This is a genomic window from Segetibacter sp. (assembly GCF_025963695.1).
GTDB lineage: Bacteria > Bacteroidota > Bacteroidia > Chitinophagales > Chitinophagaceae > Segetibacter.
Window position 1 is genome coordinate 1 of sequence record NZ_JAOQAH010000076.1, and the last position, 22,912, is coordinate 22,912.

General features: G+C 39.3%; 18 protein-coding genes. 12 read left to right on the forward strand and 6 right to left on the reverse strand.

Translation table 11 applies throughout. The features are described from left to right. From JWR87_RS12820 to JWR87_RS12830, 3 genes are all read right to left on the reverse strand, one after another. A partial coding sequence (locus tag JWR87_RS12820) for a LutB/LldF family L-lactate oxidation iron-sulfur protein (RefSeq protein WP_297820677.1) occupies positions 1 to 1,156 on the reverse strand: 1,156 nt, incomplete at its 3' end. Positions 1,157 to 1,290: 134 nt separating this feature from the next. Then, positions 1,291 to 1,902, reverse strand: a complete 612-nt coding sequence (locus tag JWR87_RS12825; RefSeq protein WP_297820679.1) for a DUF3109 family protein — start codon at positions 1,900 to 1,902, stop codon at positions 1,291 to 1,293. Between the two features lie 222 nt (positions 1,903 to 2,124). Then, entirely contained in the window at positions 2,125 to 3,153 is a 1,029-nt protein-coding gene (locus tag JWR87_RS12830) for a quinone-dependent dihydroorotate dehydrogenase (RefSeq protein ID WP_297820681.1), read from the reverse strand. 297 nt (positions 3,154 to 3,450) lie between these two features. Between JWR87_RS12830 and JWR87_RS12835 the strand changes: the two genes are divergently transcribed. The 5 genes from JWR87_RS12835 to JWR87_RS12855 all read left to right on the forward strand — a co-directional run bounded on the left by JWR87_RS12835 (position 3,451) and on the right by JWR87_RS12855 (position 9,233). Then, positions 3,451 to 3,747, forward strand: coding sequence for a hypothetical protein (locus JWR87_RS12835; RefSeq protein ID WP_297820683.1), 297 nt, complete (start codon positions 3,451 to 3,453; stop codon positions 3,745 to 3,747). An 84-nt stretch (positions 3,748 to 3,831) separates the two neighbouring features. After that, positions 3,832 to 5,010 (forward strand): acetyl-CoA C-acyltransferase, encoded by a 1,179-nt coding sequence (locus JWR87_RS12840; RefSeq protein WP_297820685.1) that lies wholly within the window; start codon positions 3,832 to 3,834, stop codon positions 5,008 to 5,010. A gap of 283 nt (positions 5,011 to 5,293) precedes the next feature. Further along, positions 5,294 to 6,715: a TolC family protein gene (locus JWR87_RS12845; protein WP_297820687.1), complete on the forward strand. Its 1,422-nt coding sequence runs from the start codon at positions 5,294 to 5,296 to the stop codon at positions 6,713 to 6,715. A gap of 46 nt (positions 6,716 to 6,761) precedes the next feature. Continuing rightward, positions 6,762 to 8,162 carry an efflux RND transporter periplasmic adaptor subunit gene (locus JWR87_RS12850; protein ID WP_297820689.1) on the forward strand — a complete coding sequence of 467 codons (1,401 nt, stop codon included), beginning with the start codon at positions 6,762 to 6,764 and terminating at the stop codon, positions 8,160 to 8,162. A gap of 72 nt (positions 8,163 to 8,234) precedes the next feature. Beyond that, positions 8,235 to 9,233: an NAD(P)H-dependent glycerol-3-phosphate dehydrogenase gene (locus JWR87_RS12855; RefSeq protein WP_297820691.1), complete on the forward strand. Its 999-nt coding sequence runs from the start codon at positions 8,235 to 8,237 to the stop codon at positions 9,231 to 9,233. Positions 9,234 to 9,464: 231 nt separating this feature from the next. Here JWR87_RS12855 and hemW read toward each other — a convergent pair whose 3' ends face one another. Further along, complete coding sequence (hemW, locus tag JWR87_RS12860; RefSeq protein WP_297820693.1) at positions 9,465 to 10,586, reverse strand: radical SAM family heme chaperone HemW; 1,122 nt, start codon at positions 10,584 to 10,586, stop codon at positions 9,465 to 9,467. Between the two features lie 37 nt (positions 10,587 to 10,623). Here hemW and JWR87_RS12865 point away from each other — a divergent pair, with 37 nt between their 5' ends. The 7 genes from JWR87_RS12865 to gldN all read left to right on the forward strand — a co-directional run bounded on the left by JWR87_RS12865 (position 10,624) and on the right by gldN (position 19,885). Then, complete coding sequence (locus tag JWR87_RS12865; protein ID WP_297820694.1) at positions 10,624 to 12,417, forward strand: hypothetical protein; 1,794 nt, start codon at positions 10,624 to 10,626, stop codon at positions 12,415 to 12,417. A 119-nt stretch (positions 12,418 to 12,536) separates the two neighbouring features. Then, positions 12,537 to 13,577, forward strand: a complete 1,041-nt coding sequence (locus JWR87_RS12870) for a DUF4271 domain-containing protein (RefSeq protein ID WP_297820696.1) — start codon at positions 12,537 to 12,539, stop codon at positions 13,575 to 13,577. Positions 13,578 to 13,645: 68 nt separating this feature from the next. Continuing rightward, the gene (locus JWR87_RS12875; RefSeq protein WP_297820698.1) at positions 13,646 to 14,398 is read left to right on the forward strand and encodes a uroporphyrinogen-III synthase; all 753 of its coding nucleotides are present in this window, start codon (positions 13,646 to 13,648) and stop codon (positions 14,396 to 14,398) included. Positions 14,399 to 14,981: 583 nt separating this feature from the next. Further along, positions 14,982 to 16,265: an SUMF1/EgtB/PvdO family nonheme iron enzyme gene (locus JWR87_RS12880; RefSeq protein WP_297820700.1), complete on the forward strand. Its 1,284-nt coding sequence runs from the start codon at positions 14,982 to 14,984 to the stop codon at positions 16,263 to 16,265. 116 nt (positions 16,266 to 16,381) lie between these two features. Continuing rightward, positions 16,382 to 17,152, forward strand: a complete 771-nt coding sequence (gene gldL, locus JWR87_RS12885) for a gliding motility protein GldL (protein WP_297820702.1) — start codon at positions 16,382 to 16,384, stop codon at positions 17,150 to 17,152. A gap of 53 nt (positions 17,153 to 17,205) precedes the next feature. Further along, complete coding sequence (gldM, locus tag JWR87_RS12890) at positions 17,206 to 18,732, forward strand: gliding motility protein GldM (RefSeq protein WP_297820703.1); 1,527 nt, start codon at positions 17,206 to 17,208, stop codon at positions 18,730 to 18,732. 13 nt (positions 18,733 to 18,745) lie between these two features. Beyond that, positions 18,746 to 19,885: a gliding motility protein GldN gene (gldN, locus tag JWR87_RS12895; RefSeq protein ID WP_297820705.1), complete on the forward strand. Its 1,140-nt coding sequence runs from the start codon at positions 18,746 to 18,748 to the stop codon at positions 19,883 to 19,885. A 347-nt stretch (positions 19,886 to 20,232) separates the two neighbouring features. Here gldN and uvrC read toward each other — a convergent pair whose 3' ends face one another. Beyond that, positions 20,233 to 22,047, reverse strand: a complete 1,815-nt coding sequence (gene uvrC, locus JWR87_RS12900; protein WP_297820707.1) for an excinuclease ABC subunit UvrC — start codon at positions 22,045 to 22,047, stop codon at positions 20,233 to 20,235. Positions 22,048 to 22,059: 12 nt separating this feature from the next. After that, on the reverse strand, positions 22,060 to 22,641 hold the full coding sequence (locus JWR87_RS12905) for a hypothetical protein (RefSeq protein ID WP_297820709.1): 582 nt from the start codon (positions 22,639 to 22,641) through the stop codon (positions 22,060 to 22,062). Positions 22,642 to 22,912: the final 271 nt, after the last annotated feature.

Consider the following 22,912-nt stretch of genomic DNA (forward strand, 5'->3'; position numbering starts at 1 on the left):
GCCTGTTTTCCAGTAACAGTTCATGCAGGTTTATTCTAACCGGACAAACTTCTGTACAGTTACCACATAAGGATGAAGCATTACTTAAATGCTTATAATCATCCATGTCTTTTAAATGGGGGGTAATTACACTACCTATCGGGCCACTGTAAGTTGTCTCATATGTATGTCCACCAATGTTTTTATAAACAGGGCAAGCATTCAGGCAAGCGCCGCAGCGAATGCAATATAAAGCTTCCCTCGTCTTTGGGTTTTCCAACAAGTTTGTTCTGCCATTGTCAAGCAGAATTACATACATTTCCTCGGGGCCGTCTGTTTCGCCTTCCTGCCTTGGCCCGGCAACAATGGTATTATATACGGTTACTTTCTGTCCCGTTCCATAGGTAGCAAGCAGTGGCCAAAATAAACCAAGGTCACCCAAAGTAGGGATGACTTTTTCTATGCCAACAATGGCGATGTGAGTTTTAGGAAAAGCACAGCTTAACCTTGCGTTGCCCTCGTTTTCTGTTATAGCTATTGCACCAATATCTGATATAATAAAATTTGCTCCGGTAACCCCTACCTCGGCTTGGGTAAATTTTTCACGAAGCTTCACACGTGCTACAAGCGTTAACTGTTCGGGAGTAAGGTTAGGGGGAGTTCCCAGCTTTTCAGCAAAAAGCTTTGCAACATCTTCTTTGCTTTTATGCATGGCAGGTGTAACAATGTGGTAGGGTGCCTCGCCGTCAAGTTGTTGAATGTACTCACCCAAATCGGTCTCTACGCTTTCAATTCCCTGCTTTTCTAGAAACTGGTTTAAGTGAATTTCTTCGGTGACCATACTTTTACTCTTCACCAGCGTTTTGCAATTTTTTTCTTTGCAAATTTTTTCAACCGCCTCCAGCGCTTGCTCTGCGGTCTCAGCCCAAATTACTTTCCCTCCCCGTTTAGTAAACTGCCTTTCAAACTCTTCGAGTTGCTGGTCAAGTGTTTCTATTGCCCGCCACTTTGCGTTTTTAGCCCTTTCCCGTGCTACCATCAGTTCCGAAAACTGGTGCTTGGCAACCGGAACAACTGCATTGTATTTATTTATATTAAAATTAATCTTCCGCCTGTGCTCACGGTCATCAGATTTTATGGTACTCTTTGCTTTAAATGATGCAGCAGTCTCGGTCATAACTTAGGTCATTAAATAATTTTCAATACTAAGGTTCTGTTTCTGGTTTTTTTGTTGGAGCCAGCATTTGCACTTCATTAAGCTTCGTTGCGTCGCACACTTGTACATTTCGTTGTTGCTCTACCGGCGGTCCTTTATCTTCTCCTGCTTTTTACTAAAACTTTTTCTGCTGCCTTAAAGTGTTTTGCCGCTGCATCCAGAATTTCAAAAAAGGATTGTCCATACTTTCTTATGATAGCTTCTTTCAGAAAAACGTACGCGGGCACTTTTAGCTTTTTCCCCAGCTTGCAGGCGGCTGCGCATAAGTCTTCACGAGGTTCATAATTTACAAACTCGGTTTCGCCATTTTTGCTTTTCTGTATTCTTATCGGAAACAGGTGACAGCTAATTGGTTTCTTCCATGTTATTTTATCATCGTTGTATGCCTGCTCTATTGCACACTTTACAATTCCCTGTTTGTCTTTGTACCCGTAGGCGCAAATCTGGCTATTAATAGTCGGTGTTACCCATGCAAACTCCTGGTCATATACATATTTGCCCTGCCGTTCAATCTCCCTGATGCCTTCGGCAGTCATATAAGGTTTAACCAGCGGATAAAAATTATTAAGATGAGCAAGTTCCTCTACTTCAAGTGGGGCGCCGGCATCGCCATCCTCACAGCATCCTCCTTTACACTTCGTCAAATCACACACAAACTGTTCTTCAACTACCTGGTCGCTAACCAGAATATTTTCAATTGCTATCATAACCTTGTTTCTTCACTTTAAACTCTAATTATCCAGCAAAGATAGTTGTAAAATAATGCTTATAAACTATAGGAAGAGTTTGATATGACACACCAGGATAACCGGACCCGGTACGATAATGAAGGGAAAGTTGGGTCTGTTCAAACAAAAGCAATCACAAAGATTAATGTAACATATAAAAAGGTGAGGTGCCCACCTCTCTTATATATATTTAGACCTGCTTTATCTTTTTGAAAGGTCCTCGCAAATGCGCTTTACTATGGCAGGTCCTTCATAAACGAAACCTGTCCAAACCTGTATTAGTGATGCGCCAGCTGCCAGTTTTTCTTTTGCATCTTCGGCGGTAAAAATCCCTCCGCTTGCAATGATGGGTAACCCACCGTTTGTTTGCTTACTAATGTATTGAACTATCTGTGTAGATTTTTGCTTTAGAGGTTTTCCGCTAAGTCCGCCTAAACCAATTTGGCTCACCTTTTCTTTTTCTGTTTGCAGGTTTTCGCGGCTAATAGTAGTGTTGGTTGCTACCAGCCCATTTAATTTAACTTCCTGAGCCAACTCAATAATATCATCAAGCTGACCAACTGTGAGATCTGGTGCAATCTTCAACAATAACGGCTTTGTATTTATTCGTCCCTGGTTGATGTTTTGTAACTGGCTTAATATTTTTCTTAGAGAAGACTTTTCCTGCAATTCCCTCAATCCCGGGGTGTTAGGCGAGCTGACGTTAACAACAAAGTAATCGATGCAATCGAACAGCTCATTCATACAAATCTCGTAATCCTTCCAGGCATCCTCATTAGTTGTTGCCTTGTTTTTGCCAATGTTTCCCCCAACAATAATGTTTCTTTTGGTAGCTCTTAGCTTTTCTGCAACTGCTTTTACCCCATTATTATTAAAACCCATTCTATTAATGATTGCCTGGTCTTTTGGCAAGCGAAACAGCCTCGGTTTGTCGTTGCCAGCTTGGGGTAATGGTGTCACAGTTCCTACTTCAATAAATCCAAAACCCATCGTTTCCAGCTCTCTTAAATACAGCCCATTTTTATCGAAGCCGGCACCAAGGCCGACTGGGTTTTTAAATGGTAAACCAAATACTTGTTTGTGTAAGGAAGGATAATCGAAGCGAAAGTTTTTTGCAAGCAGCTCTTGAAAAACAGGGACCTCAGAAAGACGCTTTAACGAGTCCATTGAAAAGTGGTGAACCGCCTCCGCATCGAAGTTGAACAGTAGATTGCGTAACAAAGAATACATGCTGCGAAGGTAATGTCGGAAAATCTTTAAATTTGGTAAAAGAGTATAAATATGAGAGTTGATGCTATAAATATTGATCCTGATATTATGAGTGGAACGCCGGTTTTTTAGGGGAACAAGGGTGGCAGTAAAAACGCTGGTTGATTATATTGGAACCGGGGAAAACGTAGAAGATTTTTTTAAATGATTTTCTCCAGTACATGAAAAGCAGGCATGGCAGGTTATATAATTTACCACCAGGATAGTCGTTTCAGAAAAAGTTTTATTAGATGATAATTTTACTGCACAAACTGGCAGGTGAGACTAGAAAAAGACCTTAGCTTAACACAGCAGGTATTTACTGTTAGAGATATGGGATGGTTAGGATTTAGGAATGGAGCTTTAATGAAATTGATTGAGGCGAATGAATTTGAATGCTTAGTTACTACAAATGCCAGCCTACAATTTCAACAAAACCTTTTCAAAGTTCTCCTTCCTAATTGTCGTCTTAAAGGTTCTCATTTACAAATATCAAAATCTGCGGCCGCTAGCCGGGCCGCTCCTTACTGCTTTAAGAACTCCCTCACCGGAAAAGGTGATTATTATAAAAAATAACAATTAGGATACCGGGCTAAAGCTGTGCTTAGTATTTCTGGTTGTGAAGGAACTATTACATTTGAAAGACATAATTTTTAAAATATGCAGGAAGCTTATATAGTTGCAGGATACCGTACCGCGGTTACCAAAAGTAAAAAAGGAGGATTTCGTTTTACCCGTCCTGATGACCTGGCAATTGATGTTATTAAAGGCTTGATGGCATCTCTGCCTCAATTGGAGGCAAAACGGGTTGACGACGTAATTGTAGGAAATGCAGTTCCTGAAGCAGAGCAGGGGTTGCAGGTAGGACGTATCATTGCCGCCCGCGCGTTAGGATATGATACTCCGGGCATGACAGTGAATCGGTATTGCGCAAGCGGGCTGGAAACAATTTCTATTGCTACTGCCAAAATAAGAATGGGAATAGCAGACTGCATAATCGCAGGCGGAGTGGAGAGTATGAGTATGGTACCAACAGCAGGGTGGAAAACTGTTCCGGCATTTTCTATCGCCTCTGATGAACCCGATTACTACTTAAACATGGGCTTGACCGCCGAAGCGGTTGCAAAAGAATATAAGGTTGGTCGTGAAGAGCAGGACCAGTACAGTTATCAATCACATCAGAAGGCAATAAAGGCTATCTCAAACGGCTATTTCAAAAACGGAATTTTGCCTATAAATGTAGAGCAGGTTTACCTGGATGAAAACGGGAAAAAGAAAAAGAAAACGTACGTGGTAGACACCGATGAAGGGCCCCGCGCGGACACTAGTTTAGATGCGTTGACTAAATTGAAACCTGTTTTTGCCGCGGGCGGTGTCGTCACTGCCGGTAATTCTTCACAAACCAGCGACGGAGCAAGTTTCGTGATTGTGATGAGTGAGAAAATGGTGAATGAATTGGGACTAAAGCCAATTGGTCGATTAGTTGCTTGTTCAAATGCAGGAGTTAATCCAAGATTAATGGGTATTGGCCCAGTGGCCGCTGTGCCGAAAGTTTTGAAATCTGCAGGTATGACGCAAAGTGAGATAGAGCTTGTTGAATTGAATGAAGCTTTCGCATCGCAAGCCGTAGCTGTTATAAGAGAATTAGATTTAAATCCTGAAATAGTAAATATTAATGGCGGCGCCATTGCATTAGGACATCCGCTGGGTTGTACAGGAAGTAAGTTAACAGTACAAATTTTACAGGACATGAAACGGCTTAATAAGAAATATGGATTGGTTACAGCATGTGTGGGCGGAGGACAGGGGATTGCAGGAATAATTGAAAATATTGGGTAAACACTGTATCAACTGGATAAAAAAGCTTTGCTATCAGCGAAGCTTTTTTTGTTAAGGACAGGAACATAAGTCAGCAGATGTATAAAAAAGCTTAATAGAATTGGCCAAGATGAACGAAATGCGTCGCAACCGCTGCTCCCGTCAGAAATGAATGTTTGGAACAGAAAAACGCCATTTAAAAAAGTTTTAAATAATTACTTTAAAACCAATAACTTTTGGGCGATTTTGAAGAGGAGATTTTAAGCTGGAAAAATACCGAATACCTAACTATATTATTTTTTTCATGAGATATCGACTGATTGTTTTTATTGTATTGTGTGCTTTGCAATCTTATGGCCAGAACAAATGGAGTTTGCAGCAGTGCGTTGAGTATGCGATAAAAAATAATGTGTCTGTAAAGCAGTCAGATGTACAGGCGCGGCTTACCCGGCTATCGGCTTCGCAAAGCCAAATGACGCTGTATCCCAATGTAACCGGAGGGGTAAATGCCGGATATCAACGCGGGTTAACAGAGGATCCAACAACGGGAACTTTGGTAAGTTCAAGTTTCATTTCGGGGAGTGCAAACCTCCAGGCCAGCTACAACATCTTTAATTGGAACGCACGCAGGAATAGCATTGCGGCCAACAGGTTATATGCAAAGGCAGACGAAATTGGAATAGACAGGGCGCATAATGATATTTCACTGGCCGTTGCAAATGCTTTTTTGCAGGTTATGTTGAGGCGGGAACAAGCAAGGATCAGTGAAGTGCAATTAAATCAGTCAAGGTCTCAGCTGGGCAATACCCGAAAATTAGTTAATGCAGGAAGTCAGCCTGAGCTAAACGCTATACAACTGGAAGCGCAGCTCGCAAAAGATAGTTCAGCATTGTTGCAGGCACAAGCATTGGAACAGCAGGGCCTGATAAATTTAAAGGCTTATATGAATTACGATTTCGCTTTGCCTTTTGATATTCAATCTCCTGCTGTTGAAAGTATAGCCGTTGAAAATATTTCTGACTTGCAACCCGCGGCAGTTTATCAAATAGCGGTAACCACACAGCCTGTACAAAAAATGTATAAGTTAAGAATTGAAGCCGCACAAAAGGAGACAAAGGCTGCAAGGGGTTTAATGTATCCGGGACTGTCAGCTTTCGGTGGAATGAACACCAGGGCTATTAATGCAAAGTATCCTGTAATGGCTTTTGCGCCCGCTGACTCAACTAATGCTTTTGTTACGATAGGTACCACCCAATACAAAGTCTTTGCGCCTTCAATGAGGCAAGCAGGCTCTGTCGGAATTCCCTTGTTCAGACAGCTGAGTAAAAACTTTGGTCAAAGCGTGGGGCTCTCTCTAAACTTTTCAATTTTCAATGCTTATACATCACGTACTCAGTGGGAACGTGCTAAAGTGAATGTGGTTCAGTTGCAGTTGCAGGATGAACAGGAGAATTTGAATTTGAAGACGAACATATACAATGCTTACCAGGACGCGTTCTCTTCGCTTCAAAAATATAACGCGTCTCGCAGAACTGTTGAGTATTCACAAAAAGCATTTGATATCTCTAAAAAAAGATACGACATCGGGCTGCTTGGTACCCTTGACTATATAATCACTCAGAATAATCTTTATCTTGCTCAGATAGACGAGGTCAGCAGTCATTATGATTTTGTTTTTAAAATGAAGGTTCTGGAGTTTTATAAAGGACAAGGAATAAAATTATAAGTGCGATCGTCAACCCCACAACCCTTAATAACACAAATTTTCTGGTATGAATAAAAAACTGATATTAATAATCGGTGGACTGGTTTTAATTATTTTGATTGTTGTGGTCTTAAAAAAGAAGGGTATAATAGGAGAAGACCCGGGAATTAAAGTAACCACTGAGAAGGTTGGTAAGCGAACTATAATAGAGACGGTAAACGTAAGCGGCAAAGTGTACCCCGAAGTAGAGGTGAAGGTGAGTCCGGATATTAGCGGTGAGATTGTGCAGTTGAATGTCGCAGAAGGAGACAGTGTACGGAAGGGCCAGGTATTAGCCCGTATTTATGCTGATATCTATAATAGTCAAAGAGATCAGGCAGCTGCGGTAGTAACTCAATCACAGGCGCAGGTATCAAATTCGCAGGCGCAGCTAGGTGCACTAAAGGCAACATTAGAACAGGCAGAAGTTAGCTATAAAAGGCAAAAGCAATTGTTAGATGAAAAGGTGATTTCAAGGGCAGAATTTGAACAAGCTGACCAAACATTTAAGACCGCGCGGGCAAATTACAATGCAGCAGTTGAGGGAATTAGAGGTACGCAGGCATCTGTGCAAAGTGCACGTGCGCAATTGATGAGAGCAAATAAAGATGTAGGCAGAGCAACTCTAATTGCCCCAATGGACGGTGTAGTAAGTTTACTGGCAGTTAAAAAAGGTGAAAGGGTAGTGGGTACGGCACAAATGGCCGGAACCGAAATGCTGCGGGTTGCTGATATGAGGGTAATGGAGGTAAGGGTAAATGTGGGTGAAAATGATATACCTAAAGTACATTTAGATGATAGTGCACTGATTGAAGTAGATGCGTACGCCAACAGGAAATTTCGCGGCATCGTAACAAAGATTGCCAGTAGTAATACTACGGCAGCCTCAGCTAGTCAGGCTTCTTCAGGTACAGATGTTACCAATTATGAGGTGCGCATACGGTTGCTTCCGGAAAGTTACCAGGACTTAATGGCCGAACGGAAAGCCGGAAGTTCTCCTTTTAGACCGGGAATGAATGCAAGTGCCGACATTCAGACAAAGACACATCTGAATGTATTAGCAGTTCCTATTAACGCAGTTACCACCAGGGATAAGAATAGCGATAAGGGCAAACCTGGTAAAGAGGCAGGTAAAGAGATTAATAATGGAGGGGATAACAATAGTACGGCTTCAACTCCTGCTAACAATGCCGATGAAATTGAAGAGGTGGTATTTTTACTTCAACCAGATAAAATAACCGTTAAAAAGGTAAAAGTAAGAACAGATATACAGGACATAAATTATATAGAAATTCTGGGCGGACTCGTAGGAGGAGAGGAGGTAATCACCGGCCCTTACAACGTAATAAGTAAAACGCTTAAGGAAGGCGATAAAGTAAAGGTGGTTCCTAAAGAACAGCTTTTTGAAGGCGATAAAGCAAAAGCATAAGCTTGAAACATCGGGGAATTTAGAACTGATTCGCTGGGTTTTGTATGTTTGTCTAATATTTAAACCTAATTGATGCAATTTGGAATTTTAGGCAGCGGAAGCTGGGCGACCGCTCTGGCAAAAATACTTACTGATAACAATAATTCAATTCATTGGTGGATCCGTAATCCTGGCACTATCAACCAGATACTGCAAAGAAGGCACAACCCTCACTATTTGAGTTCTGCATATTTTAATACCTCTTTACTTACATTGCAAAATGACATCGCTGAGGTTATCGAAGCTTCAGACGTTTTAGTCATTGCCGTACCTTCTGCCTTTGTTGAAAGTGCTTTTGAAACACTTCCCGCCAACAGCTTCAAAGGCAAAAAAGTAATGTCTGCCATAAAAGGAATTTTGCCTTCTTGCAACCAGCTCCTTAATGACTATATGTATGACAAGTTCGACCTTCAAATTGCTGATTACTTCACGGTTCTTGGGCCATGCCATGCCGAAGAGGTGGCTTCTGAGAAGCTTTCTTATCTCACGTTTTCTGGCATTGACGAAGACATGGCTGCTCGTTTAGGAGCTCATTTTCACACCGAGTACCTAAATACAGTGGTCAATCACGATGTTATTGGCGTGCAGTACGCAGCTGTGCTGAAAAACATTTACGCTTTAGGTGCGGGCATTGCCCACGGGCTGGAATATGGTGATAATTTTTTAAGCGTTTACATAGCAAATGCCGCCGATGAAATGGTGTGTTTTCTAAAAAAGGTAGTTGGCGACAAAGTGTGCAACCAGGTAAATTATGCTTCATCGGTCTATCTGGGCGACCTGTTGGTTACCTGCTATAGCTTATATAGCAGAAATCGTACGTTCGGAAACATGCTCGGAAAAGGTTATTCAGTGCAGTCGGCTCAGTTAGAGTTAAACATGGTTGCCGAAGGTTATAATGCCAGCAAGTGTATGTTTAAAACTAACCAAACGGTTGGTGCTAACATGCCAATTGCAAAAACGGTTTATCAGATTTTGTGGCAGCATTTGCCCGCAGCAGAAGGCTTTAGAAATATCGAGGAAATTTTGCTGTAAAAAAGAGTTTCTATTTTTATTTCGATACCGGCATGTGGTTTCCATAGCCTCATCCTTGCGTCGCAATCCGTTTTTCAGTTGTAACTATTAGCGGCTTTTTTTAACTGGTATAAAGAAGGTTTTTGCAGGTAAAAGAAGCTGCTTGGATGGAGATAGCCTCATAAAGATTAAAAGTACAAGAGAGTGACACAACTATGGCGGGTAATGGTACAACGCTTGTTACCGAAATAGTTATAAAATAAATAAATCCGCCGCTATCCCGTCGGCCAATAATTTACCCGCAGAAGTTGTTTTTAAAAAATTGTCTTCTAAAGTAAGATGCTGACATCGAAGATGAGAGCCGGCAGTTTTTAAAACAGTTTCATATTTATCCTCCCCAAAATCTCTTATTTTCTGAAGTGATATGCCTTCTAAAGTTCGAAGGCTGGTCATTATGTACTCGTTTAACTGCTGCTGCTTACTTAGCAGTTCTTCTTCGGCCGGAATAGTACCTTGGGCGAGGCTTTGAATGTATAAAGCATTGTTTGCAATATTCCACTGCCGGGTATGCCCATTAAAAGAATGGGCAGAAGGGCCAAGCCCTATGTACTGCTTTCCCTGCCAGTAACTGCTGTTGTGTTTACTTCTAAAGCCAGGCTTCGAAAAATTTGAAATTTCATAATGGTCATAACCGCTTTCTTTCATCCATTCCATTAACTGCTCAAAATGCCTTGCCTGTTTCTCCGTATCTACGTCTGCTAATTTTTTTTGTTGTATTAATTTTTCAAGAGCTGTTGCAGGCTCCACGGTTAGCGCGTAACAAGAAAGGTGGGGAATTTGTAAAGCAACAGCAGTATCAACGTTTCTTTTCCAGTTCTCGTCGCTTAAGGTAGGCGTTCCGTAAATCAAATCGATAGTAAGATTAAAAAAACCGGCATCTTGAGCAAGGTGAATGCAATCAATAGCCTGGCGGGCATTATGTGCTCGATTCATCCATTTTAAATCTTCTTCAAAAAACGATTGTATTCCTATGCTTAACCTGTTTAAGCCAATCTCTTTCCATTCCTGAAGCTTTTCAATGGTTATATCGTCTGGATTTGCTTCCAGCGTAATTTCGGCACCTCGCTCTATTAAGAATGTCTCTGAGAGAGCGGATAGCACTTTTTTAATTTCCCTGGAAGGCAAAATAGAAGGGGTTCCACCGCCAAAGTATATGGTAGAAATTGGTTCTGAAACGTATTTTTTCCTCAACTTAATTTCCTGCAACAGGGCAGTAACAAAGCTCTCCTGCAAACGGTCTGAAGTGGAGAAATGAAAGTTGCAATAGTGGCAGGCTTTTCTGCAAAAAGGGATATGAATATAAACACCTGCCATGTTAAGCTAGAACTTTTGTAAAATTGTTCAATTAAAGATGGCAAAGTTAACCAGATATAGAGTGACCTTAGTGATAGGGATGTTAATGTGTATTGCCGGTTTTAATACATTAAAAGGTCAAAGTAATTACAAGCTTTTAATTCATCCGGTTGACAGAGACAGTAGTTTTATAACCGGGGAGCTTGGTTTAAAAACCTTCTTTGTAAGTGAGTTGGAGTGCAACCAATACATCAATAATTTACCCTCACTTTTACAGTCAAAGGGATATATATCTTCTTCTGTTGATAGTATTAATGTTATTGGTGATCAAACAGTTATTTACCTGTTTGTCGGCGAGCAGTACCAATTACTGAACCTGCAGGTTCGCGAACAGGATAAGCTATACCTGCAGCAAACCGGCTGGCAAGACAAGGCCATTAAGAAACAGCAAATTCAGTTTTCAGACTATAGATTAATGAGTGACAAATTGCTCAATTTCTTCGAAAACATCGGATATCCTTTTGCCAAAGTCTTTCTTGATAGTGTAGTAATTGACGGGAATGAAATAAGGGCGATGCTAAACATAGAAAAAGGGTTTCCGTACCGTGTAGATAGTATAAGAATGTACGGTCCTGCAAAAATTTCACGAAACTTTATTCATCGTTATCTTAACATAGAAAGAGGCTCGCTTTATAACAAGAATAAGTTTGAAAAAATAGACCAGCGGTTATTGGAGCTGCCGTACCTGGAACAATCGCAACCATGGGATCTGACGATGTTAAACACTGGCAGTCTTATTAATCTTTATTTAAAGCAGAAAAAAAGTAACCAAATAAATATACTGGCTGGTTTTCTGCCATCGAATCAGCAACTGGGAGGTAAGTTGCTTCTTACAGTTGATGCTAACATTCAATTGCAGAATGCTTTCGGTGGAGGGGAAAATTTTGGATTAATCTGGCAGCAAATTCAGCCGAAATCCCCAAAACTACATTTGCAGTTTACCCAGCCTTACATGTTTAATTCGCCTTTTGGCGTAGATTTTCTTTTCGAACTTAATAAAAGAGATTCAAGCTTTTTAAATATCAATGCACAGTTGGGCCTTCTGTACATGTTGTCTCCAAATAAAACCGGCAAGATTATCTTACAAAGTCAGCAAACAAATGTACTTCAGCTTGATACTTTTCGTATAAAAGCAAGCAAACGACTACCAGACATCGCAGACGTAAGCGCTATAAACCTTGGTATTAATTACGAGGTTTCAAACACAGATTACCGTTTCAATCCCCGAAGAGGTAATGAGCTGTCAATTTTCGGTTCCATTGGAAATAAGACAATTAAAAAAAATAACCTGATTACTCAAATAAAGGACACTTCCTTTAACTATAGCAGGTTATACGATTCGGTACAGTTGAAAACATACCAGCTTAGATTAACTGTAAAAGGAGCACATTATTTTAAAGCAGGAAAGCAGACAGTGCTTAAAGCCGGTGTAAATGCCGGATGGTTTGAAAGCCCTAGTTTTTTTAGAAACGAACTCTTTCAAATTGGAGGATACCGGTTATTAAGAGGTTTTGACGAAGAAAGCATCTTTACAAATCGCTACGTGGTTGGCACTCTTGAATATCGTTACCTGATCGGTGTGAATTCCAACTTTTTTGTTTTTTCCGATGTTGGATATAGTAACAACAGTATTAGAAAACAATCAAATGGCTATTTAGGAGCGGGCGGCGGGCTTTCCTTCGAAACGAAAGGAGGTATTTTTAATATCAGTTATGCAGTGGGCAAACGGGATGATTTAAACTTCGATATAAAACAGTCAAAGATCCATTTTGGTTATGTAAGTATTTTTTGAGTCGTAAGGCATGGCGGTAAGGAGCGGCGGTGGAATATGGAGAGATGCAAGGGGCTGGTTACTATTAATATTTTTCCCTGTCACTCCACTAAGATATTTTTGCCCCATTAATATTGTTATTGAAGAAACTAATTTTCATACTACTCCTGCCTTTTCTAAGTCTTGCTGCTTTTGCCCAAACTGATACAAGCACTCCTCAACAACAAGCTGACACAGTAGCAGTAATAAAGCCAACAGTAAAACGAAAACTGGCCAAAAGACGAATTTCAGTAGACTCTCTGAGAAGGCGAAGGCAGGTTGATAGTTTGCTGAGGAACGACACTACAATTAACAAAGACTCTACTGGTTCTGGTACTATAGCCACAAATCGTACAACCATTACAAAAGCGATCGAACCGGCCAGTACAAAGGGGCCCATAGACTCATTTTACCTGAAGTTGTTAGATAACCCTTTTTTAAGATCTAAGTCTAAACCCGTTTTTCTGGTTATAAATGAGCGACAGAGAACCTCAAAAGACGAAGTATTCTATCTTCTTTTAGGGCTAATATCTTTCCTGGCTTTTATAAAACTCCTTTTCAGTCGATATTTTCAAAACTTATTTCGGTTGTTTTTTCAACCTTCTTTTAGGCAAAAGCAAACACGCGAGCAACTGCAGCAAGGGAACCTGCCTTCATTATTACTAAACCTTTTCTTCATTTTTTCGACGGCAGCTTACATTTCTTTTCTTTTAGACTATTATCATGTTGTAACAGTGGGTTTTTGGTTGCTATTGGTATACAGTGCGCTCTCGTTAATTATCTTATACACAGGAAAATTTATATTTTTAAGTTTTGCCGGATGGGTGTTTAACGTGAGAGAGGCAACGAGCGCTTACATTTTTGCTGTTTACCTTATCAATAAAATATTAGGTGTAGTCCTTGTTCCTTTTACACTTGTTATTGCTTTTTCTAAAACAAACATTAAAAATATTTCTATCACAATCTCCGTTCTGCTTATTTTAATGTTATTTATTTATCGATATGTAATGTCATATGGACCAGTGCGCAGGGAAGTGAGAGTAAGTCCTGTTCATTTCTTTTTCTACGTTCTTGCTTTCGAAATAACCCCCCTTTTACTCATTTACAAGACGTTGATGCTTTATTTGAATAAGAGTCTTTAATTTTGGAGAAATATAGCAGATAAAGCATGTTTAAAAACGGGGCTACATCCGGCAATGCTGGTAACACTATGAAAAAAATCCTGATTACTCAACCGAAACCTGAAAATGACAGGTCACCTTATTTTGAGCTTGCCAGGAAATACAATATTGACCTTGTTTTTCATCCTTTCATCAAGTTAGAAGGTATACCGTCAAAAGACTTCCGGAAACAAAAAATAGATATTTCTTATTACTCTGCTGTCATTTTTACCAGCCGCAATGCCATAGATCACTTCTTTCGTATTTGTGACGAGATGAAGATTAGCATAAGCCAGGATACAAAGTATTTTTGTATTACAGAAGCAGTTGCTTTGTATTTGCAAAAGTTTATCCTTTACAGGAAACGCAAAGTATTTTATGGGGCGGACGGAACTAACAAAAGTATGTTCGACGTCATTAACAAGCATAAAGAAAACGAAAAGTTTCTTTATGTATGTAGTGAGAACCAACAGGATAATGAAATTGTTAATTGGTTAAAGAATAATAAATGTGAGTTTGCCCTCGCTTTTATGTATAGAACCGTGAGCAACGAGATAAACCAAATAATGGAGTCAAGCTTCGATGTCATTTGTTTTTTCACTCCAAGTGGAGTAAAAAGCCTGTTTGACAATATTCCCGGTTTTGAACAAAGAAATACTCTTATAGGTGCTTTTGGAAACAATACAGGTAAGGCTGTTGAAGAAGCAGGATTAAGTTTAGAAATCAGGGCCCCTGCTCCCCAATCACCCAGCATGGTTGCGGCACTAGAGCAATTTTTATCAGCCGAAGCGAAGAAGAAATAGCCATCAGGGACATCTTAAATGTCTGTTGAACTTTTTCATGCTTTTAAAGGCTTTCCAGATGTGGGATATGCGAAAAATCTCCTTTAATACAGTAGAGTTATCCTTTCCTTATTTAAGTTTTTCGTAATCTCGCACAAGTTTTATATATACTACTTTATAGTACTGCAAGTGATTGTGCTGCTTCGATCACACTTTAAATACGCAAGTGCTATTCCCGTTTTTATAAGGTTGCCTACAATTATTTTCCCGGAAATCGTAAGAAGATTGTGAGGAAATAAAAAGTTTGTTAAAACACTTGTTATATATGAAACGTACTTTAAATTGTGCTTCATTTGTTTTCAAATAGCTAATATCTCCCTATCAGATAGACTTCTACACATTTACTCTTTAGCCATTGACCTAGTATATTATTATGTTGTATAACGATAATTTATAAAAGGAACCAATACAATAAACTGAAACGTGGCTCGTTTTAACACATTATGGCCGGCGTTGTTAAAGAATTATAATACGCTGTCTTATGAAAAAATTGAGTAAATTATTTTATTACATTTGCTTTATACCTATTAATCGTTATTATTAAATGAGAAGTCAACTCTTTGCTTTTGCAGCTCTTACGACCCTTGCCTTTGGATCGATCGGTTGTGGCAATAAAGGAAAGTCCAAAGGTATGCTGGATAATGGGCAGCTGATGGGAGCATCCTATGGAAATATCAAAAGTATGGGCAAACCTATAGGTATGGTTTATGTCCCACCCGGAACTTTTCACATGGGGCCGAGTGATGAAGACGTTAACTTTAACTTTACAGCTCGTAATAAGCAGGTTTCTATCGCGGGGTTTTGGATGGATGCCACGGAGATTACAAACAATGAGTATAGGCAGTTTGTGTGGTGGGTTAGAGATTCTTTAACGGCTAAGGAGTTGGGTTATGGAAAAGAAGTTGATGGTAGCTTTGCCGTAGATTGGAAAAAAGTGCCAACAATAAAATATAGTGATAAGGCAACTTTAGAGAAGATTTCAAAACTTACATTAACTCCTGACAATAGGCTGTACGGAAGAAATGAAATAGACCCGGAAAAATTACTGTTCCGTGTAGAGTCTTTTAACATGAAAGAGGCTGCAAAATTGGAAAATAAAGGAAAGCCTAGAAATTCTTTTGTTGTAAAGTATGATGAGAAAGTTTATCCCGACACTTTGGTGTGGATGAGAGATTTCTCTTACTCTTACAATGAGCCGATGGCAAAACGCTATTTCGCGCATCCATCCTTCGGAAACTACCCTGTAGTAGGGGTAAGTTGGAAACAAGCTGTTGCTTTTAGTAAATGGAGAACAAACTACATGAACAGTTATCTTGAAAGAAAGAAGATGGCTGTAGAAAGCGATTTTCGTTTGCCGACAGAAGCTGAATGGGAGTATGCTGCCAGAGGCGGTCGTACTCAATCTCCTTATCCATGGGGGGGACCTTACTTAAGAAATAAGAAAGGTTGTTTACTGGCAAACTTTAAACCAGGTCGTGGAAACTATGCCGAAGATGGTGGCTTTTACACTGTGAGAGCAGATGCATATTGGCCCAATGATTATGGCCTTTACAACATGTCTGGAAATGTTGCAGAGTGGACAACATCTCTATATTATGAGGGAAGCTACAACTTTCAACATGATATGAACCCTGACATTCGGTGGGATGCAAAAGACACGGATCCTCCTAGAATGAAACGTAAAGTTGTACGGGGGGGAAGCTGGAAAGATGTAGGCTATTTCTTACAAACCGGCACCCGCTCCTACGAATATCAGGATACTGCAAAATCTTATCTTGGTTTCCGTTGTGTAATTGATCTTCCTGCTTCTAACGCAAAAAGAAGATAATAAAAAGCCTATAAAGAGAATTTTCTAAAGATTTATTGTTCAAAATTAAGTATGTAGGAATGATACTATTCCTACATACAATCCGTTTATTATTCTATAAAAAAATAAAAATTAAAATGGCAGTTGCAATCCCTTCAAAAGTTAGTAAAGTAGTTGATATTTTCGTGTCTGTCGCTGCGGCAGGTGTTATCTGGGGCGCTCTTCAAAAAATTCTTCACACTCCCTCAGCCGACTTATGGTTGAAGATCGGGTTGGGTACTGAGGCTTTAGTATTTCTTGTATACGGTATTTTATATATTATTTACCCTGCGGTGCCAGATGGGCACGAGGATGGCCATGCTAAAGCTGCTCCTCAGCCAAAAGGCAACCCTGCCTTACAGAGTATGGAAAAGATGTTGGCCGATGCCGATATAACTCCTGCTAATCTTTCTAAATTAAGTTCTGGTTTTCAAAAGCTTGGTACTACTGTTACCAACATGACGGAAATAGGTGATATTGTTAAATCAACCGGCGATTATACTCAAAAAACCAAAGCTGCAAGTGCTGCCCTCGATACTGTAACTGACGCTTACAAAAACACGGCTACATCTTTAGCATCTTTCAATTCAGCTAGTGAAAGCACAAAACAATTTCATAGCCAGGTACAAGTGTTAACCAAAAACCTTTCTTCCTTGAATACAATTTACGAGTTGGAATTACAGGAAAGCAACAATCATCTTAAAGCCTTAAATAATTTTTATGGTAAGCTAGCGCAAACTTCGGCAGCTATGGAAGGAAGTGTTGAAGATGCTAAGAAAGCACAGAAGGAGATCGGGGCTTTGGCTAATAACCTTGGCAGACTAAACGCTGTTTATGGCAATATGCTTACCGCGATGCAGGGAAGATAGTCCGATTATTTAAAAAATTATTCCGAATTCTAAAAAATTAATAATACTCCGGTATGTCTTTACCTAAAGAACCGCGGCAGAAGATGATCAACCTGATGTATCTGGTGTTAACAGCCTTGTTAGCGCTAAATGTATCCTCTGAAATCCTTAATGCCTTCAAAACAGTTAATAACAGTTTAATGAATGCTAATGGCATTATTGAAACAAAAAATCAAAGTATAATAAAATCCTTTGAATCTAAATTAAAGGATCCAAAGACAACCCAGTTAGCCAGCATTTGGAAACCTAAGGCAGATCAAGCTAAAAATTTGGCGGATGGCATGTTTTCATATATCGAAAACCTTAAAGTTGAATTGATGAAAGAGGCCGGGCAAACAACTCCTGGCGGTGCTTACAAAGAGGATAACCTGGATGCTGCTACAAGATTAATAGTTGATGGTCCGAAAGGTAAAGAGCTGATAGCGAAATTAACAGAATACAAGAAAGGATTATTAGACATTCATCCTGATATTAATAAGGAATTCCAAAATTCCTTACCGATCGATCTTTCTGTGCCCGCAACTAACAACCAGGCAGGCAGAAAGGATTGGGCTTATGCTTATTTCCACATGACTCCAACTATTGCTGCAATCACAATGTTAAGCAAGTTTGAGAATGATGTAAAGAATAGTGAGTCTTTGGTATTAGATTATTGTCATAGAAAGATTGGCGAAGTACAGGTTGTGTATGATGAGTTTCAGGCTTTTGCAGGAACAAATTCTCAGTATTTAATGCCTGGACAGGAATTAGTAATAACTGCAGGTGTTGGGGCATTTAGTAAAGCAGCAAAACCTTCTATTACCGTAGATGGTTCAGGGGTTGGTTTAAATGCGGAGGGAGTTGCAGAATACAAAACTAAAGTAGGCGGGCCTGGTACTTACACTAAATCTGTAAATATCACTTATGTAAAACCGGATGGCTCTACTGCCACTATTCCTAAAAAGGTAGAGTATACAGTGGGTTCTCCTACTGGGGCAAGTGTTAGTGCTGATAAGGTTAAAGTTCTTTATATCGGTCTTGAAAATCCATTAACTATTACAGGAGGTTCTGCTGGTGACGAGAAAACGTCTGCAAGTATGACAAGTGGTAGTTTAAGTAAAGTTGGAGCGGGAAAATACATTGCAAAAGTTACCTCCCCAGGTACAACTACGATTAACGTAACGGTTGAAGGGAAAACAACACCTTTTGAATTTCGAGTTAAAAGGGTTCCTGACCCTGTAGCGATGGTAGGACAAAGCTCAGGAGGAAGAATTCCTGCTAACGCATTTAAAGCTCAGCAAGGTGTTCGTGCAGATCTTAGAGACTTTGTATTTGAAGGTGTAAAGTTTGAGATTACTTCTTTTTTGGTGTACGCTACTGGTAACGGTTTTACAGAGAACGCGGCGTTTAATCAAAATGGAGGTGCTTATTTTAACGAGGCTTCAAAGAAGATTATAGATAGGTGCAAACCTGGTTCTACAGTTGTAATTGATGAAATCAGAGCAAGAGGACCGGATGGATCACCTCGTCCGCTTCCTCCAATGGCTTTTAACTTATTTTAATAATACAGCAGTTATGAAAACGAGAAGGTTTAAAACAGTAGTATTGATGATGTTGACCTTAATGGTCACTGCTCGACTTAGTGCCCAAAGAGCAACAAGGAATGCAAAAGTAAGATCAGGGTATGGCACTGGTAGTACCGGGTACGGCAATAGTGGTTACACGACAACTAGTGCGGCGAGAGATACGACCAAGAAAAAAAATACTACTACTACTGCTGCACCAAAAACGGGATATGGCAATACGACTACTGGCAGTGGCTACGGGACAACTCCAGCTGGTGGAGGTGCTTCTACTACCGGAAGTGTAAACGCTAATTTACCTATTAAAGTAATAAAGAACAGTGGTAGCGGTATAGGCGATTCTATTCCACCTTCGCTTCGTACTGATAACACTATTGACAGGCAATTGGTAAAAGACAGAACACCTTTGCCTTACGAGCATATTCGCGAAGATGACGCTGTATATAAGCAAAGAGTTTGGAGGGAAATTGATACGAGAGAAAAAATGAATCTCCCTTTCCGTTATGCTGCTAATGAGGATAACGGAAATCAACGGTTCATTTCTATTCTTTATAGTGCTATTCAGGCAGGTGACGTTACCGTGTTTAGTGGAGACGATGACCGGTTTACTGTTCCGTTAACAAAAGAAGAGGTTGCTAAAAATATTACCGGTGGTATGGATACTGTCCCTGTGGTAGATATGAATGGGGAAGTTAGCAGTTATGAGGCCAGGCAGAGAATGGTTGAGCCGGATTCTATTTACAGATTTCGTCTTAAGGAAGAATGGATTTTTGACAAGGAGTCTTCTAGAATGTTTGTAAGAATTTTAGGCGTAGCGCCAGTTATGACTCAATACACATCAGCAGGGGTTAATGTAGGGGATAGAACTTTATTCTGGGCATACTATCCCGATCTGAGACCAACTCTTGCAAAATACGAAGTATTCAACGGTAGAAACTATGCAGGTAGGATGAGTTGGGAAGAGTTATTTGAAAGCCGCTTTTTTAGTAGCTATATTACCAAATCAACTCTTGACAATCCGTTTGATAAGAGCTTGAGGGAGTTTATAAAGGATCCATTATTCCGTTTACTTGAAGGAGAAAATATTAAGGAAAAAATCTTCAACTACGAACAAGACCTTTGGTCTTACTAGTTGGTATCTAAATCTTATATAAAAAAAGCTTGTCGCACATGACAAGCTTTTTTATTTGGGCCCACCCTAGTAAGATTACGCTGAGCGATAGTTTAACTGGTATCCAGAAATTTAATTTTACTTACTTTACTTTTTAAGTTTCAACCGCTCAATTGCCTAAAAAAATGAGATAATGGGATAATTTTTTTTTAAAAAAGTTAAACGAGATGATTTTTGCATGTGAAAAAACATTAAAAAAAACCCAACGTTGTTGCGTTGTAAGTCAGTTTATATATCTTTACTTCGGTTTTTCATAGGATATTGGATTTTAAAAACGGGGCTGGATGTTTATCCTGGCCCCTTTATTTTTAATGGCTGTTTTTGCTTGCAAAATGTTCTACCACCATTTTAGCTTTTGATACTCCAATTACTTTAATCAATTCTTCCTCTGTCTTTAGCTGTATGTTCCTTACAGATTTAAACTCCTTCAGCAACTGCTCTGCTGTTGACTTGCCTATACCTTTTATATTTTCTAACTCATTTTTAAAAGTTCCGTTGCTTCTTTTCAACCTATGAAAAGTGATGCCAAATCGATGCACTTCATCCCTTATCCGCCGTATGAATTTAAGACTTTCACTGTCCCAACTTAATTTTATCGATTGCTTATCTCCATGAAAAAATATTTCTTCTTCGTTTTTTGCTAAACCGATTACGGTAACTAACCCAATCAGATTTAGCTCCCGTATGCTTTCCATTGCAGCATTAAGTTGGCCTTTGCCGCCATCTATGATGATTAGCTGTGGTAGAGGTTGACTTTCTTTTATTAAGCGCGTATACCTCCTTAAAACAACTTCTTTCATGGTTGCAAAATCATTAATTCCTTCAACTGTTTTCACGTTGTAGTGTCTGTAGTCTTTTTTGCTCGGGATGCCTTCTTTAAAAGAAACCATCGCACTCACCGGATAACTTCCCTGGAAATTAGAATTATCAAAACATTCTATATGCGTAGGGATTTCTGAAAGTTGTAAGTCTTGCTGTAATTGGTATAATACCTCTTTTTTCTGAACATCGGTTTTGCCTTCCAGTTGCAGCATCTTTTTCTTCCTTAGTTCTTCAGTAAAATAATCTACGTTTTTTATTGAAAGGTCTAACAGTTTCTTTTTATCCCCGCCTTTTGGTACGGTTACAGTTATTTCTTCTAGTGCAAATTCAATTTCAAAAGGAACTATTATTTCATTTGCAGCACTATTAAATGTTTCTCTTAGTTGCAGTATAGCAAGAGGTAATACTTCCGCTTCATTTTCTTCGAGTTTTGTTTCAACTCTAACTGTGTGTGTTTGTACAATCGCTCCGTTTGACACCATTAAATAATTGACATACGCGGTATCTCCATCTTTTAAAATGGAAAAAACATCTAGGTTGGAAAGATGTCTACCTACAATAATTGATTTAGCCTGGAAGTTTTCAAGATGCTCAATTTTCTTCCGTACCCATTCCGCCTTCTCAAAGTCAAGATTCGTTGCAAATTGAAGCATCTCCAACTTAAAGTGTTGTATAACTGGTTGTAAATTTCCTTTTAAAATGTTCCTTATCTGATGTAATGCGCGGTCATAATCCTGTTCGGACTGATGTGCTTCGCACGGACCTTTACAGTTTCCCAAATGGTATTCGAGGCAAACTTTAAACTTTCCTTTCTGAATATTTGATTGAGTGAGATTTAATTTACAGGTACGCAAAGCAACGTTTTGCTTTATAAAGGTTAGTAATTCTCTCACCTTTGCAACGGATGTAAAAGGCCCCAAATATTCGGAGCCATCATTAACTTTCGACCTTGTTAAGAATATTCTAGGAAAAGGCTCTTTTTTTATAACAATGTATGGAAATGATTTGTCGTCCTTTAAGTCTATATTAAACCGGGGCTTAAACTGTTTGATTAGAGAGTTCTCTAGAAGAAACGCATCTGCTTCGCTATTTGTAATTGTAAATTCAACTCTTCTAATTCTGTTAACTAGTTCGTGTGTTTTGTAATTCGTAAAAGTTTTAGTGAAATAGCTACTTGTTCTTTTTCTAAGGTCTTTAGCCTTTCCTACATACAGCAAAACATTTTGAGAGTCAAAATATTTATAGATTCCTGGTTGATGCGGGATAGTCGGTGCTATTTCCTGAAATTCCTTTGCTGTCATGTCTGTTGCTTGTTAACCCTTTTTGTTCCATACAACAATTGTTTGATGAGAAGTTCCGGTATTACCAGATTTTTGAACTGAACGATTTACCTGGAAGCTCTCACCCGGCTTCCAGCTTAGTTGTTCTATAGCCGAGCTGTCCGGGTAATTATGATATTTCCGCAGTAGTATTCGTTTAACTGTTTGCCCGTCCTCATCTAGTAAGACGTCCACATTCTGCAGTTCAAGCTCTTTGTTTGTTGTGGAATAGCTGATAGTAAAACTTTTGGTTGTCTGATCCTCAAAAATACTCTCTGTATAATAATGTTTAATCTTTTCATCATTGATATCAGGGCTGAGAAATTGACTAGATACCTGATTGAAAATGGACGTATTGATGGGGGTAGAGTCTTGGTTGTTATTTAGAATATCAAGTTTGTAAATAAAGAAAGGAGTTGCATTAACCTCTTTAATCTGGCCTTGTAAATATTCAGTTAGCTGGAAAAACTTAGTAGTATCCTTTTCAACGGCTTTGCTGCTTGCTTTATCCTGGTTATTCTTACAGGATGTAAAAGTCAGGGCAAATAGAACAATGATAAAACTTAATAGTCTCATAGAGCAAAAATAGCACAACAAGATGAAGGCTTGGAAAAGCAGGATGTTAAAGAAATTGCCGCTGCAAAAAAAGAAAATAAAGATTAGCAGCTGGGAGGGAAGCAGGTTTTGCCAGTCCTAAAGTGGTATTTTGATCCTTTTAAGGATAGTTTAAAACACGACATTACTCTTAAGACAATAATGAAAAGTGGCTGGAATGCAAAAAATTAAGTAATACTTGTAACAATGTTAAAGAGGTAAGGAACCTATTCTTCTCTAAACCGTGCAAGAA

Excerpts from the sequence above, each read along its gene's own strand:
- JWR87_RS12825 (WP_297820679.1), bottom strand. The coding sequence starts at position 1,902 with ATGATAGCAATTGAAAATATTCTGGTTAGCGACCAGGTAGTTGAAGAA.
- JWR87_RS12830 (WP_297820681.1), bottom strand. The coding sequence starts at position 3,153 with ATGTATTCTTTGTTACGCAATCTACTGTTCAACTTCGATGCGGAGGCG.
- JWR87_RS12840 (WP_297820685.1), top strand. The coding sequence starts at position 3,832 with ATGCAGGAAGCTTATATAGTTGCAGGATACCGTACCGCGGTTACCAAA.
- JWR87_RS12845 (WP_297820687.1), top strand. The coding sequence starts at position 5,294 with ATGAGATATCGACTGATTGTTTTTATTGTATTGTGTGCTTTGCAATCT.
- JWR87_RS12850 (WP_297820689.1), top strand. The coding sequence starts at position 6,762 with ATGAATAAAAAACTGATATTAATAATCGGTGGACTGGTTTTAATTATT.
- JWR87_RS12855 (WP_297820691.1), top strand. The coding sequence starts at position 8,235 with ATGCAATTTGGAATTTTAGGCAGCGGAAGCTGGGCGACCGCTCTGGCA.
- hemW (WP_297820693.1), bottom strand. The coding sequence starts at position 10,586 with ATGGCAGGTGTTTATATTCATATCCCTTTTTGCAGAAAAGCCTGCCAC.
- JWR87_RS12865 (WP_297820694.1), top strand. The coding sequence starts at position 10,624 with ATGGCAAAGTTAACCAGATATAGAGTGACCTTAGTGATAGGGATGTTA.
- JWR87_RS12875 (WP_297820698.1), top strand. The coding sequence starts at position 13,646 with ATGAAAAAAATCCTGATTACTCAACCGAAACCTGAAAATGACAGGTCA.
- JWR87_RS12880 (WP_297820700.1), top strand. The coding sequence starts at position 14,982 with ATGAGAAGTCAACTCTTTGCTTTTGCAGCTCTTACGACCCTTGCCTTT.
- gldL (WP_297820702.1), top strand. The coding sequence starts at position 16,382 with ATGGCAGTTGCAATCCCTTCAAAAGTTAGTAAAGTAGTTGATATTTTC.
- gldM (WP_297820703.1), top strand. The coding sequence starts at position 17,206 with ATGTCTTTACCTAAAGAACCGCGGCAGAAGATGATCAACCTGATGTAT.
- gldN (WP_297820705.1), top strand. The coding sequence starts at position 18,746 with ATGAAAACGAGAAGGTTTAAAACAGTAGTATTGATGATGTTGACCTTA.
- uvrC (WP_297820707.1), bottom strand. The coding sequence starts at position 22,047 with ATGACAGCAAAGGAATTTCAGGAAATAGCACCGACTATCCCGCATCAA.
- JWR87_RS12905 (WP_297820709.1), bottom strand. The coding sequence starts at position 22,641 with ATGAGACTATTAAGTTTTATCATTGTTCTATTTGCCCTGACTTTTACA.